The following is a 15,333-nucleotide window of genomic DNA, read 5'->3' as shown; positions in this document are numbered from 1 at the left end:
TAAATAATTTGTCACGATATAAATATCATCAAGAAAAAAGCCAGATGCACGCAAAAGATGGCAAAAAACAGCACCTTTGCGTTTATTAAACCATGATTAAACCATGACTAAACCAGGCCACAGAGACCATGAGGATGCATAAAAATCTTGCTCTGCATTTTTCCATGCACAAACACATCTAGCCCCGGCATATTTATTTTGAGTATGAGTCCTTGATGTGATTTCAATATCAAGGACCTGATCTTTCAGCTTGATTGGAGTCCCATAATGTCCTACCAGGTTTTGGCAGTTCTGGCACTTTGCGGTGGTATCTTCTGTGCCAACTCATTTGCAGGTGAGGCAAAAAAAACAGTTAACAAGTCCGTCGAACTGGCAATTATTCCCAAACCGGCCAATCAACAAATGGGGCAAGGCAGTTTTAGCCTGTCTAATAAAACCCGCCTGTTCGCCAGTGACACAGCAACCTTGTCGAACGCAAGTCTATTGAATGACAGACTGCAGCAGACGCTGGGTTTTAGACTGCCCGTACTGGCAAGATCGCCAGATAAGTCCGATAGCAACTATCTGCAGTTAAAAACTGAAGCTCCTGCAGCAAACCTGAAAAATCAGGATGAAACCTATACCCTGGCGATCAATCCACGTTCCATAGCGTTAACAGGCTCAATCACTGGTCAATTTTATGGCATGCAAACCTTGTTGCAGATGCTGCCTGTCAAGGCAGGTGCGCTTACGCATTTACGCACGGTCAACATTACAGACAGCCCCCGATTTTCCTGGCGAGGCATGCATCTGGATGTCGGGCGGCATATGGTATCGGTAGAATTTATCAAGAAATTCCTCGATCAGATGGCGTTCTACAAAATGAATACTTTCCACTGGCATCTGACTGAAGATCAGGGATGGCGCATAGAAATCAAAACCTATCCCAAACTAACCGAGGTAGGTGGCTGGCGTAAGGAAAGCACGCTAAAACGCCATGTAGAACCTTATATTGGTGATGGCAAGCCCTATGGCGGTTTTTATACCCAGGAACAGATCAAGGAAGTCGTTTCCTATGCTGCCGCCCGCCATACAACGGTGGTGCCAGAAATAGAATTACCCGGCCATGCCCAGGCGGCCCTGGCGGCCTACCCTGAGCTGGCCTGCACACCCGGGCCATTCGAGGTAGCGACAAATTGGGGGATATTTGACGATATTTATTGTCCAAGTGAAGCGACCTTTCATTTCCTTGAAAACGTGCTGACCGAAGTCATGGCCTTGTTCCCTGGTCAGTACCTGCATATAGGTGGAGATGAAGTCCCCAAGACACGCTGGAAAAACAGTGCACTTGCGCAGGATGTCATGCGCCGCGAAGGTTTGAAAAATGAAGAAGAATTACAAAGCTGGTTCATACGCCGGATAGAAAAATTCATCAACAGCAAAGGCAAGCGCCTGATAGGCTGGGATGAAATACTGGAAGGTGGTCTGGCACCCAACGCCACCGTCATGTCCTGGCGTGGCGAAGATGGAGGCATCGCGGCAGCCAGGCAAGGCCATGATGTGATAATGAGTCCAACCAGTCACTGCTATTTTGATGCGGGTCAAGGGCCAAAAGAACAAGAGTCATGGGAGTTGAGCGGTGAACTGGGTATAGAAAAAGTGTATGCCTACAATCCCATACCTGCCATACTCAACAGCGAAGAACAGCGTCATATCAAGGGCCTACAAGCCAATATCTGGACTGAATACCTGAGCAAGCCCGAGATGATTGAATACATGACATTTCCCCGTCTGTTGGCAATGTCAGAAGTCGCATGGACTGCACAACAAGGGAAGGAATATGCCAGCTTTACAAAGAGGCTGGGCGCCCACTATCCCAGATTGCAACAAGCCGGGCTGGCATACCGCATACCCCGCCCAACTGGCCTGCCGGAACAAATCAATGCGACAGATAAAACACATACCCTGAGCCTGGACTCGCCTGTGGCGGGCAGCAAAATGTATTACACCCTTGACGGCACAGTCCCCAATACCAGCTCGGCTCGGTATCTTCGACCGCTAGTGGTAAAGGTCAAGCCAGGCCAGGATAGGCTCTTACAAGTGCTTACGGTCAGCCCTGACGGCAGGCATAGCGCCATACAGCGCAGTATCATCCGAGCTTCAGGCGCAGTGCAAAAGTAAGCTGAGCAATGTAAGCGCATGGACTCGCGGTAACGCCTGCCATTTTCACGTGGCAGGCGTCTATTTAACCGGGCCAATCCTCCCTCACTCCTTTCATCATTGGATTTCAATATGAACACATCCGGCTATTCCTTCAGGCGATTTATGCACAACACTTGTCTGGCCTTACTGGCGGCCTCGTCCAGCCTGTTCATGCCCGCACAAGCCGAGGCCGTCACCACACGCATTGAGGAATTATCCGGCAACTGGAATTTTCGCCTGCTTCCCGGCGACCCCGCCGCCGCTCAGCAAGCCAAGGCCACTCAATGGCATGCAGCACAAGTGCCAGGCCATGTCCACACGGAGTTACTGGCGCATCAATTGATTGACGACCCATATGTTGGCGATGCCGAAGCGGCTTTGCAATGGATAGGCAATGCAGGCTGGGAATACAAGCTTGAATTTGATCTGGATAAAAAAGTACTGAAATCAAAACACCAGGATCTGGTATTTGAAGGACTGGATACTTTTGCAGATATCTACTTGAATGGCAAGAAGATTGCTGCGACAGACAATGCCTTCCGGCGCTGGGTATTACCTGCAAAAAACCTGCTAAAAAAGCGCCAGAATGAATTGAAAATCATTCTGCATTCCCCCATACAAAGGCTGCTGCCACAAGTACAAGCCATGCCCATCAAACTGGCGGGCAACTACCCATCCCCTTTTGGTGATGAGCCACGCGATGCCATGACAGGCAATTTTGCCCGCAAGCCTGGTTATCATTATGGCTGGGACTGGGGACCACGCTATGTCACTGCCGGTATCTGGCGCAGCGTAAAAATTATCAGCTATGACGATATCCTGCTACGGGATTTCCATATACAGCAAGACCGACTGCATGCACAAAGTGCAGAGTTGCAAGCACGGCTTGAAGTGCAAGCCGATAAAGATGCGCAACTTGATCTGGAACTGCACATCTCAGACCCGGACGGTAAGCTGCTTGTATCGAAAAGCTTGCAGGCCAGCGTCAAAAAGGGCCAGAACCAGATTTCGCTGCCACTACAGATAGAAAATCCACGTCGCTGGTATCCACATGGCATGGGTGAGCAAGCTCTGTACAGTTTCGACCTTAGCCTGAAAAAGAACAAGCAACTGATAGCTGAAGTAAAAAAACGCACGGGCTTGCGCGAGATTGAATTGCGCCGCAACAAAGATCAATGGGGGCAATCATTTGGCTTTGTCATCAATGGAATTCCTGTATTCGCCAAAGGGGCCAATTTGATCCCTTTCGATATGCTTCCCAACCGCGTCAAGCCTGAACAGATGCGCGCGATTTTGCAGTCAGCCAAAGACGCCAACATGAATATGTTACGGCTATGGGGTGGCGGTTACTATGAAAGCGATGCATTTTACGACATGGCAGATGAAATGGGCCTGATGCTCTGGCAAGATTTCATGTTTGGTGGTGGCGTAGTCCCTGCCTACGATAAAAAATTCCGTGAGAATGTCGTCGCCGAGGCTAAGGACCAGTTATTGCGCTTGCGTTCCCACCCCAGTATCGTGCTATGGTGCGGCAATAATGAAGAAGAAACCGCCTGGAAGGATTGGGGAATAGGCAAAAAACTCAGGGAAGAAAATCCGATTTTTGCCGAGCATGTCTGGGCAGGCTATGTCGCTCTGTTTGGCAAGGATTTGCGTGAACAGGTCGCGCTGTATGGTGCAGGTGTCCCTTACTGGTCCAGCTCACCCAGCAACGACTTTGCTGACAAGGCGAATGATAGTAACAATGGTGACAAGCACTACTGGGATGTATGGGCCGGTTCGCAGCCAGTCGAAGCTTACCTATCCGAAACACCCAGGTTCATGTCGGAATTTGGCTTGCAAGCCTGGCCGGTACAAAGCACGGTCGATGCCTTTGCGCCACGTAGTGAACAAAAAATAGATGGTCCGCTGATCCGCGCCCACCAAAAGTTTCTGGCCGGTGATGGCAATCAGCGTTTGCTGCTCTACATACGCGCTAATTATCACGAACCAAAAGATTTTGCTGACTTTATTTACCTGAGCCAGTTGATGCAGGCAGAAGGTATAGAGATGGCATCCCTGCATCACCGCAGCAGCATGCCTCGCACCATGGGTTCGCTGTACTGGCAGTTGAATGACGTATGGCCCGGTGCCTCATGGTCCAGCATCGATTATTTTGGCCACTGGAAGGCTTTGCATTTTCATGCCAGGCGATTCTTCGCTCCCCTGACCATTGCCGCTTTGCATGACAAGGGCATCACCCGCCTGAGTGCGATATCCGATTTGCAGCATGAGCAAAACCTGGCATGGCGAATGCGCATCATGGACGTGCATGGCAAGGTCTTGCGTGATGAAACCCAGCCACTCAAGCTGCCTGCCAACTGCGCCATGGAGCTGGCGCAAATCAAGGATGCAGATTTGCCAGCCGCAACAGATGCGAAAACTACCTATGTCGTGGTCGAGTTAATGAAAGATGGCAAAAGCATCGCCCGCAGCATTGCCTATCTGCTGCCATCCAAACTCATGCAATTGCCCGACCCGGGGCTGGTAGCGACCATAGTTGCCGAAGCCGATCATTATCGCCTGGACTTGCAGACTGACAAGCTGGCCCGTGCTGTCTGGCTGGATTTTGGCGGCCATCAACACCACTTGTCGGACAATGCTCTGAGCTTGCTGCCTGGTGAAAGCATCTCCCTGCGCCTGGATAGCAAGCAAAGCCTGGCTATTCTGCGTGCCAGCCTGCGCATACGTCATCTGGCCCAATTAGCTACGTCCCATTAAAGAGAAATCATATGCAAGGAAAAATGCTCCATCTAAAAACTGCCTTGTCTATCCTGCTATGCAGTGCCTGCCTGTTGCTGGATTTGAATCAGGCCTCTGCCCAGCCCGTCATACAGGCAGGCAAGCTGACATCTTTCACGCGCAATGTCGACGGTGTGAGCATAGCAACCGAGCATGCCCATGTCGCGCTGACGGTATTTTCACCAGGCGTGATACGGGTGCGTATGGACAAGAAAGCCTTGGGGCCGGATTTTTCTTATGCCGTCATAGGCAAGCCTGGCGAAACGGATTTTCAGCTCACCGAACTGGAAGACAAGTTGCTCCTGAAGACAGCCGCATTACAGGTACAGATACAGAAGCGGCCATTTTCTGTGCGCTTTGAAACACCGGATGGCATGCTCATCAACCAGGATGAAGCTGGCTTGTCGAATGCATGGATAGGTGATGAAGTCAGCAGCTACAAGAGTTTGCAAGAGGGTGAGCGTTTTATCGGACTGGGTGAAAAAACCGGCAATCTCGACAGGCGTGGCAGTGCCTACACCAACTGGAATACCGATGCGTTTCGCTATACTGGAGATACCGATCCCTTGTATGCGAGTATTCCTTTTTACATCGGCATACATCATGGCCTAAGTTATGGAATATTTTTCGATAACAGCTACCAGACTGATTTCAATTTTGGGGCCAGCAACCGGCGTTTTTCTTCGTTCTCTGCTCAGGGTGGTGAGCTTAATTATTATTTTATTTTCCAGCCCAGCGTGACCGACATTATCAGTGCCTATACAGACCTGACCGGACGTATGCCTTTGCCCCCTTTATGGAGCCTGGGCTATCAACAAAACCGCTGGTCTTATTATCCAGAAGCAGAAGTGATGCGGATAGCAAATACCCTGCGCGAAAAGAAAATCCCGGCAGACGGCATCACCCTTGACATCCACTACATGGATGGCTACCGGGTATTCAGTTGGGACAAACAGGCATTCCCCAACCCCAGGGCGATGACAGACAAGCTGGCCGCACTGGGCTTTAAAACCACCGTGATAGTTGATCCTGGCATCAAGATAGATCCAGGCTATGCCACCTATGCGCGTGGTCTACAGCAAAATGTATATTTGCGTTATGCCGATGGCACGCCGTATTCTGGCGAAGTATGGCCTGGCTGGGTGTATTTCCCTGACTTTACCCGCCCTGCGACCCGTGCCTGGTGGCAGGCTGAAGTCGCCAGTTATGTCAAGCAAGGTGTTGCGGGCATATGGAATGACATGAATGAGATATCCACCTGGGGCCAGAAAATGCCCAATAATATACTCTTCGATTATGATGGACACCTCACCACCCACAAGCAGGGTCGCAATGTATATGCATTGGAAATGGCCAGGGCCAGTCATGAAGGCATGAAGCTGGCGACGGGAGAACGCCCCTTCACCTTGTCACGCTCAGGATATGCGGGCTTGCAGCGCTATGCGGCGATCTGGACTGGCGACAATACAGCAGATGAGGATCATATGCTGCTCGGGGTACGCCTGCTCAATAGCCTGGGTCTGAGTGGCATGCCATTTACCGGCATGGACATCGGTGGCTTCACCGGCACGCCCACACCTGGTCTGTATGCACGCTGGATGCAGATAGGTGCTTTCACGCCCTACTTCCGCAATCATGCAGCCAGTGACAGCCGCTCTTCCGAGCCATGGACTTATGGCGAGGGTGTGCTCAACATCAGCCGCAATTACATTAATTTGCGCTACCGCCTCATGCCTTATCTGTATTCAAGTTTTTACCAGGCCAGCACCTCTGGCTTACCCGTCATGCGCTCACTGGCGATAGATTACACCCATGATGAACAGGTCTACAGCAGGCATTATCAAAACCAGTATATGTTTGGCGATGCTTTCCTGATTGCGCCTTTCACCAGCAACAAGGAATTTGGCCGCCTCTACCTGCCTCAGGGCGACTGGTACGATTTGTATAGCGATAAGCTGGAACATGGCAAACAAGCCAAGGCCCTGGAGTTGCAACTGGAGCGCTTACCAGTCTATGTCAAGGCAGGCAGCATCGTACCAATGCAGTCACTGGTGCAAAGCACGGCACAACAACCAGAGGACACTTTGTTCATCCACGTGTATCACGGACAACAGGGAAACAGCATCAGCTATTACGAAGATGACGGTAAAACCTATGCTTACCAGAACGGCGATTACTACAAACGTCAGATCAGCTTTATACCTCAGCGCAAGGAAATACAATTCGATGCCGTAGATGGAAAATATGTATCCAAATTCCGTAAGCTGCAAATCCTCTTGCACGGATTTCATGATATCAACAATGTAGAGTTGAATGGCAAGCCCCTACCCGTACAAGTGCATACTGTTGGCTTTCTCGGCAAGGGATACAAAGATCTGAATTTACCCGCTGTGACGATCGCCAACAGTGCCGAAAAAATCACGCTCAGGTATTGAGATGACTGGTCTGTCATACAGTCAATTGCTTGTCGCTGATATAGGGGGCACTCATGCGCGTTTTGCCATCACCGTGCTGAATGTCCATGGTGAAGTGGAACTCAGGGACTATCATCGCTTTGCCTGTACAGATTTTGCCAGTCTGGCAGAGATTATTTGCACCTATCGTGAAATAACGCGACAGTCATTCAGCCATGCCAGCATCGCCATTGCCGGTGTGATAGAAGCAGACCATGTGCGTAATAGCAATTTGCCCTGGCCAGTCTCTTACAAGCAAACCATGCAGGATAGTGGGCTTGCGCAACTGCGCTTCCTCAATGATTTTGCGGCACTCGCCTGGTCAGTACCGCTCATCAAACCGGCGGATGCGATTATTCTCAATCAAGGCCATGCAGAAAGGCCTGCTGGCCCTGTGCTTGTGGTGGGTCCGGGAACAGGTCTGGGTGCAGCAGTCTGGCTGCCTGGGCCACCCTCCTCCATACTGGCGACAGAAGCGGGACATGCAGCACTGGCGGCGGGCAATCCGCGTGAGGCCTTGTTGCTGGCGCAATGCTGGAAATCGACGCCCCACGTTGATAATGAAATGTTCTTGTCTGGTCCTGGCTTGTTGCGTCTGTATCGCACAATCGCGCTTATACAGGGTAAAGCAGCTATTCTGCAGCAAGCTGCTGAGGTAACGACTGCCGCCATCGCAGGGCAAGATGCCATTGCCAAGGAAGCCGTAGAGATATTTTGCGCCATGCTGGGCAGCCTGCTTGGCGACATGGCGATTTACTACGGGGCACAGGCAGTCTACCTGACGGGCGGTGTACCCATGCAAATCACTGAACTACTACAAAAAAGCGAATTCAGAAATCGTTTTTTGAATAAGGGTGTGATGCGTGCCGTAGTAGAAAATTGTGCTGTCTATCTGATAGAACCTGGCCAGCTTGCCCTGCTGGGCGCAGCCCATTGGTATATGCAAGGAGTAAGCTGATGGCTGGCATCCTGCTGGAAATAGCTGCGAATTCTATAGAATCTGCCCTGGCCGCCGAGGCAGGTGGTGCAGACCGCATAGAGCTTTGCAATAATCTGGAACAAGGTGGCACGACCCCTTCCCATGGGACAATTGCCATTGCGCGTGAACGCTTGCGCATGCCGATCCATGTCCTGATACGGCCACGCCATGGCGATTTTCTGTATACCGGGGCAGAACGCGAAGTCATGCTCTATGACATAGAACACTGCGCGCGTCTGGGTTGCGATGCGGTGGTGGTCGGTGCGCTGAATTCAGAAGCGAGAGTGGATACAGAATTCTGTCGTGCCATGTGCGCAGCGGCTGGCAAGATGTCAGTGACTTTTCATCGCGCCTTTGATCTCTGTGCTGTACCGGAGCAAAGCCTGGAAGAGCTTATCGCGCTTGGCTTTGCGCGTATCTTGAGTTCGGGTCTGGCAGATAACGCCCAAACAGGTCATGCCCAACTCGCCAGTCTGGTAGCGCTGGCTGACAAGCGCATAAGCATCATGGCTGGTGCAGGTATTAGGCCGGATAATCTCGCCGCCGTATTGGCAGCAAGTGGTGTCAAGGAGATACATGCTTCAGCCAGCGGCCCGCATCTTGGGACGATGCATCACAAAAGAAAATTGCACGGACTTGCGCCGGATTTTCTGGAAACACAAACCCGTATCGTCAGGGCACTACGCCAGGTGCTGGATCAGCTGGATTGCTGATATATATGCAGAAAAGCTGATACACATGCAACAAAAAAAGAAAGCAGAACCGGGGGCTGTCCTGCTTTTAAACTTGCTGCGTCAAAGAAATTTTAGCTATCCTTATTATTTATCCAGCGCACCTGGAGGCAATGCCTGCAAACTGCTACCCCATGACTTTGCCTTGTCATCGCTACTCAAATCCAGACTGAGTTTGCCACCGCTCTGTATCTGCTCCCAGGATAGCCACACTTGCGACAAAGGCTTGCCCTGCCACTGTGCCTGGCGGATATAGCGTATGGGGGTACGTGCTGCAGCCTTGCTGTCTATGCTGAGCGTCTTGCCATTTCCCAGGTCAATATCTATTCTGGAAAACTTGGGTGCATGCAGCAGGAACTGACCACTGCCCGGCATCCAAGGGTAAATACCCAGACTGCTGAAGATATACCAGGCTGACATAGTGCCAAGATCATCGTTGCCAGTCACGCCATTGGGAGCATTACTGAACAGGGTTTCAGCAGCACGCAGAACTGTCGTGGTTTTCCAGGGCTGGCCTGCCAGGGTATACATCCATGGCACATGCAAATCCGGTTCATTATTGGGATTGTAGCGATACTGGTTATAGTAACTGTATGGCCCTACAACCCAGTCCTTGCGCACAGCCTGGTAATCGTTTTTCTCAATTTCATCAAAGGCAAAGAAGGCATCGAGGCGCCTGGCTGCCGCCTCACGCCCTCCCATAGCTGCGAACAGGGCTTGCGCATCCTGCGGCACCAGCCATTGATATTGCCAGGCCGTACCCTCATGAAAACCATGCTCGGCGCGTGGATTGTAATGACCTTGCAGCTCTGTATACCAGTTACCATTTTCCAGTCGTGGGCGGGGGAAGCCTTTAAAGCCCAGCTCTTTGTCAGCAGCGTCCTTGTCCCACAGCTTGCGCCAGTTCTGGCCGCGCTGGCGCAATACAGCAGCGTCTGCTTTTTCACCCAATGCCTCTGCCATGTAGGACAGCGCACCATCAGCTGCAGCATATTCCAGCGTTGCCGAAGCACCATGATGCGGGTCTACGTCCATGCCCTTTGCCCTGAAACCCTTGTCGTATTGCACGAAACCATCGCGCAGGTATTGTGGATTGCCTGCCCTTCCCTCTGAGCGCAGTTTAAAGCTGGGTACTTCAAAGGCATTCTGGCGCAATGCTGCATAGGCAGCTTTTTCCTTTCCAGCCAGAGCGCCATAGCGCCACAGGTCAACCAGAAAAGGCGTGACTGGGTCACCCGTCATGACATTCGATTCAAAATTCGCATAACCCCAGCGTGGCAACCAGCCAGCCTGTTCTTGTATTTTCAAAACCGATTCGGCAATATCCCGCGCCCTGGCTGGACGCAGTAAGGCAATAAGTTGATTCTGGGCGCGGTACGTATCCCAGAGCGAAAAAAATTCGTAGTAGTTACCGTTATCGACTTTGTGGATGACATCGTCATAACCGCGATAACGGCCATCAGTATCATTACCTGTCAGTGGTTGTAGCAGCGCATGGTAAAGCGCGGTATAGAAGACAGTGCGGTCATCGGTGTTGGCACCTTCTATTCGTATGCTGGAGAGTTCCTTGTTCCACTCGTCCTGCGCCTGCTTGCGCATACTGTCAAAGCTACGTAGCTTGCCATTGGCTTTGCCTTCTGCCCGCAAATTTTTTCTTGCTCCTTCTGCGTCAACATGAGAAATGGCGCTGATGGCGGTGACCGCCTTGTTCGCCTTCAGATCAAAGCTCAGCCAGGCCCCATGTGGCTTGCTGTCGCCTTGCTGACTCAATTGCATGCTGGCTTCAGTCCCGCCGCTCTCATCCCAGATGCCATGGGTACGGAAAGCCTGATCAAATTCCATCCTGAACCAGGTTGTATATTGCGCGCCGCCACAAAAGCTGCGCGTAACTATCTTGCCTTCCAGCGTATGACTGTCTACTACTTGTATATGGCTGCCGACTACCGAGTGACGTTCATTTGCCTGACCAAGATTGACCAGAATATGACCTGTATCAGTCGTCTCATGAAAAGTATAACGCTCGGCTCCAGCCCTGGTAAGCGCTGTAGTCTCGGCGGTAATGCCGCCATAATCAGTGAGTCTGACCTTGAAATAACCTGCATGGCCTATCTCACCATCATGAGTGTAGCGGGACCCATATACCTTATGATCAAAACTGCCCGCCTTACTCGTATCAAAATTGCCGCCGGGCTTGATGCTTCCTGTCACAGGCAGAACTGAGAGTTGCCCACCCTGCTCCCAGCACCCTGCACCAGACAGAAAGGAATGACCAAAGCCGCGAATTTTTTGATCGGTATAGCGCCAGCCTGAATAGTGCTCGCCGACGGGACTGAGTTGTATCATGCCAAAGGGGGCGACGGCTCCAGGGAAGGTATTGCCGTCATCCTGGGTGCCAATAAAGGTATTGACCGGGAAGTTCTTGTCTTTTGCCGTGTCTGCGTGCGCGATGTTGTTTGCACCGGCCAGTACCGCCATCATGCCCACAACAGCCACGCACCTGAAGGTGGATAGTGTATTCAATTTGTCTCCTGTGTTTTGTCTTGACACCGCAACAGAGGCGGCAAGTTTTATCTTCTTGATTTATTTTTTTTGATTCAACTTGAATGGATGAGCTTCTGTATTGAAGGTGATCGCATCAAAATTGAGAGTCTTTTTATGGGCGAATAGCAAGTAGAAGTATTTAAAGGTTTCGGCAAATACAAAGCTTTCCATCGAGTCTTCCCGGCTGGTATTGCGGACATCCTTCAAGGCAGTAAAACCCGCCTCGCTACGGCAGCGTTTGACGAAGTCGAGGAAAAATTCCTTGCCCATTGAGCGGTACTTGTTGTCACCTGTGTAGTAATAGAGGTAATAGGCAGATTCAACTATCTCAGGTCGAAGTGCATATTCTGGCGATGTGACTTGCATGGTCTGGTAGTTCAGGGCTTCTGGTTCTATGCCATACAGACGCCACATTTTCAGATTCGAATCCTGTAGGCGTTTTGCCCTGTCCATGTCACCGCCGAGGGCCAACAAAGCTGGCATGAAGGCATCCAGTGCGCCATATTGTGTGGCCTTGCGACTGCCGGTCTCCATGTCAGCATGGCCGTACCAGAGTTCACCACGGACTTCGTCGCCCAGATACTGGTTGACGCCAGGAATACTCTTCTCCCACATGGTTTTACAATCCTGGTCGCCAAACAGCTTCCAGCATTTGTACAGATACTCATAGTAAGAATCGATGCCGCCGCCGATATGGGCGTCCTTGTTGACCCAGACGCCTGCTTCGACATCAATGGCTGATCCAACCAGGCCCAGTTTGGAGCGCAGATCGTAGGTGGCCACCAGTGCCCGTTTGGCCTTATCATAAAAAACCGGATTGCCGGTCAGCTTGCTCAGCATGCCAAACTCCAGCAACAAGGTGCCTGTTTCAGCCGGGTTGCTGACCTTGCCACGCACCTTGCCGGTGCGCAGATTGACATGGGTATAAGGCATGCCTGTGGGTGATTCAAACACCGGCAACAAACGCTGACCCAGGTCGGTTGCCAGGCTCAGCAATCTCGGGTCTTCGGTCATCTGATAGGCGGATAACAAGCCGCCCAGCAAACGTATGGTAATTTCAAAATTCTGGACTTCCATGTCCTGGTCGAAAGAAAGCTTACTGGCAATCAGCTCACGCGCTTCGTCAGCCTCTTTCTTCAGCCCCATCAGCAGCAGGGTATCAAGCGCATCCACTGGAGTCATTAGTAATGACTGGGCATACCAGTTATGACCAGATTTACTCAAGGGCTTCAAAGCATCCTGGCCCCAGGCATAGCGCTTGTAGGATTGCCAGGCATGCTGGGTTTCTTTTTTTACTTGTAGTGCCAGATGGGCAGCTTCTTTTTCGGTAATGGCTTCCTGTTTGGCGGCATGGCTAAGGTTACTGATACCCAGGGCGGCAGCCAGCAATATGCCGGGCAATAGTTTGATACGCATGTTGTTCTCCTCAATCACTGATATGGATATTATTTTTTGTCAGAACTGCTATTCAATGCCATTGAACAAAGCCTCTATCTGTTGCAGACTGGGCGCTTGTGCGCCTGCTGCAAGGCAGGCCGCGGCACCCGCAGCAAGGGCAAACTGCAGGTGGCTGGCGTGTTCTCTTTCTGGATGCATGCTCAGGCTGTAGAGCAGGCCTGCAATGCTGGCGTCACCGGCACCTATGGTGTCGATCACAGTTACCTTCACGGCATCTGCCTGCCATGTCTGTTCTGCGACATGCAGTGATGCACCCACTTCACCACGGGTATACAAGACGGTGGCCGCAGGATTGATCGCGCGCAATTGTGTGAATGCCAACTCAGCATCCTGGCAACGGAACAGGCCACGCAAGTCGTCGTCGGACACCTTGATCAGGTCTGCCAGTTGCCCCATTTCATGCAAGATGGCGTCATAGTCGGCGTTCATATTGTTGCGAAAATTGGGGTCATAACTGATCCGCACACCTTGTGCCTTCAATTGCCGTGCCAGACCAAGGAGCTTGCCAGCCAGCGGCTGGCGGGCCAGGCTGATGCCGCCAAAGTGCGCCCATTGCAGGCGCGCACTCCAGCCAACTGGTAACTGTAACGGGTCAAAATGCAGGTCTGCGCTATCACTGCCAATAAAGAAGTAACTGGGGGGCGTGCTTTCGCCGACTATCGCCAGTAATGGGGGGCGATCGTATTGCTGTAGCAAGCGCAGATCGAGCCCGGCATCGGCACTGGCGCGTACCAGTTCCTGACCAAACAGATCCTGGCTGACTGCGCCTGCAAAACCAGTCGCCATGCCCAGCTTGGCCATACTACGTGCGACATTCCATGTTGAGCCACCGACCACGCTACGCCATTGACCAGGGCCACAGGTGATCATGTCGGTCAGGGCTTCGCCTGCACTGAGCATGACTGGAAATTCAGCTTTCATGTTTTTCCTCCTTCAGGACGCGCAGGATTTCATAGCAGGCACCCATGGTGTGATAATCCACTTTGCCAGCCGGGCTTTTTTCATCACTAAGCTTGTGATTTTCGCGCGACAGTATCCTGAACCAGGCACCAAACTCATGATCTATCATATGCTGCCAGCTGTACTGCCACAGATGTTCGTAACTATCCCAATAGCTTTGCTTGCCTGTACGTTTTGCTAGAAGGGCTGCGGCAGCCATGGATTCGGCTTGCACCCAGAAATATTTGTCGCCATCACAGATGCTGCCGTCGGGCGCAAAGCCATAGCAGATACCGCCATACTGCTCATCCCAGGCAAATTGCAGGGCTTTCTGGAACAAGGCTTCGGCAGCAGGCAATAGCCATTCCTTGTCGTGTTGCAGATGCTGGGCGTGGATTTCCAGTTGCAGCAATAACTTGGACCATTCAGTAAAATGACCCGGCTGGAATCCCCAGGGGCGGAACAGATTGGCCTTATCATTCAGGTTGTAGTTCCAGTCTATGTTCCAGTTAGCATCATAGTGCTCCCAGACCATGCCATCGGCCAGAGCGGCCTGGCGCTGGGTGATATTGTGTGCCACGGTTTCTGCGCGATGCAAAAAGTGCAGCTCGCCCGTTGCCTCATGAGCGGCCAGCAGCGCTTCGCAGGCGTGCATATTGGCATTCTGGCCGCGATAGTTGTCCAAAACCTGCCAGTCCGCACTGGCCTGGTCGGCATACAGGCCATGGTCCGGTTCCCAGAAGCGGCGTTCCATCAACTCCATGGTTTCATCGAGATAGCCGCGTGCTTCTGTTACGCCAGCCATCAAGGCATGGGCATAAGCCAGCATGACGAAAGCCAGTCCATAGCAGTGATTGTCGCCATCAATGACGGTCTTGCTGGCATTTTCCCAGCGCAATTGCCAGGCGTAACCACCAGTCACAGGATCACGGTGTACCTGTCGCAAAAAGTCCACGCCATGCCTGACCTGCTCAAGATAAGCCGGATTGTTAAAATGACGATAGGCCATGGCATACACAAAAACAAAGCGAGTGCTGCTGACCAGATGGCGGCTATGGTGATCATAAATACTGCCATCATCCTTGAAGTAGTGATAAAAACCGCCACTGTCATCAATGCTGCGAGGATAGTAAAAATTCAGCGTGTCACTGATATGCTCAGTCAGCACAGAAATGGATTTGAAGTCGGGAAAGGGATGCATACGGGTATGGGTGGTGGTCAATAAGGGCCAAAATTTTTTTACAGCCAGGCTTTACAGCTAAGAGTTAAA

General features: G+C 51.6%; 9 protein-coding genes. 5 read left to right on the top strand and 4 right to left on the bottom strand.

Annotated elements, in window-relative coordinates:
• Positions 1-267: 267 nt before the first annotated feature.
• From DFR42_RS03020 to DFR42_RS03000, 5 genes are all read left to right on the top strand, one after another.
• Positions 268-2,160, top strand: a complete 1,893-nt coding sequence (locus DFR42_RS03020; protein ID WP_110253449.1) for a beta-N-acetylhexosaminidase — start codon at positions 268-270, stop codon at positions 2,158-2,160.
• 144 nt (positions 2,161-2,304) lie between these two features.
• The gene (locus DFR42_RS03015; protein WP_245936811.1) at positions 2,305-4,941 is read left to right on the top strand and encodes a beta-mannosidase; all 2,637 of its coding nucleotides are present in this window, start codon (positions 2,305-2,307) and stop codon (positions 4,939-4,941) included.
• A 23-nt stretch (positions 4,942-4,964) separates the two neighbouring features.
• On the top strand, positions 4,965-7,397 hold the full coding sequence (locus DFR42_RS03010) for a glycoside hydrolase family 31 protein (RefSeq protein WP_110253448.1): 2,433 nt from the start codon (positions 4,965-4,967) through the stop codon (positions 7,395-7,397).
• A 1-nt stretch (position 7,398) separates the two neighbouring features.
• Positions 7,399-8,373 carry a glucokinase gene (locus DFR42_RS03005; protein ID WP_110253447.1) on the top strand — a complete coding sequence of 325 codons (975 nt, stop codon included), beginning with the start codon at positions 7,399-7,401 and terminating at the stop codon, positions 8,371-8,373.
• Positions 8,373-9,107, top strand: coding sequence for a copper homeostasis protein CutC (locus DFR42_RS03000; RefSeq protein WP_211324131.1), 735 nt, complete (start codon positions 8,373-8,375; stop codon positions 9,105-9,107). Before DFR42_RS03005 ends, DFR42_RS03000 begins: the two co-directional genes overlap by 1 nt.
• A gap of 105 nt (positions 9,108-9,212) precedes the next feature.
• Here the strand turns inward: DFR42_RS03000 and DFR42_RS02995 are convergent, their stop codons facing one another.
• From DFR42_RS02995 to DFR42_RS02980, 4 genes are read right to left on the bottom strand one after another with little or no spacing between them, the layout of a single operon-like run.
• Positions 9,213-11,645, bottom strand: coding sequence for a GH92 family glycosyl hydrolase (locus DFR42_RS02995; protein WP_245936810.1), 2,433 nt, complete (start codon positions 11,643-11,645; stop codon positions 9,213-9,215).
• Positions 11,646-11,705: 60 nt separating this feature from the next.
• Complete coding sequence (locus DFR42_RS02990) at positions 11,706-13,082, bottom strand: glycoside hydrolase family 47 protein (RefSeq protein ID WP_110253446.1); 1,377 nt, start codon at positions 13,080-13,082, stop codon at positions 11,706-11,708.
• A gap of 48 nt (positions 13,083-13,130) precedes the next feature.
• The gene (locus DFR42_RS02985; RefSeq protein ID WP_245936809.1) at positions 13,131-14,045 is read right to left on the bottom strand and encodes a carbohydrate kinase family protein; all 915 of its coding nucleotides are present in this window, start codon (positions 14,043-14,045) and stop codon (positions 13,131-13,133) included.
• Positions 14,035-15,264, bottom strand: a complete 1,230-nt coding sequence (locus tag DFR42_RS02980; protein WP_110253445.1) for an AGE family epimerase/isomerase — start codon at positions 15,262-15,264, stop codon at positions 14,035-14,037. Before DFR42_RS02980 ends, DFR42_RS02985 begins: the two co-directional genes overlap by 11 nt.
• Between the last annotated feature and the right edge of the window lie 69 nt (positions 15,265-15,333).

This window comes from Undibacterium pigrum, assembly GCF_003201815.1.
Taxonomy (GTDB): Bacteria; Pseudomonadota; Gammaproteobacteria; order Burkholderiales; family Burkholderiaceae_D; genus Undibacterium; species Undibacterium pigrum.
The sequence above is the reverse complement of the archived record's forward strand: the minus strand, read 5'-3'. Positions and strand labels throughout refer to the sequence as shown.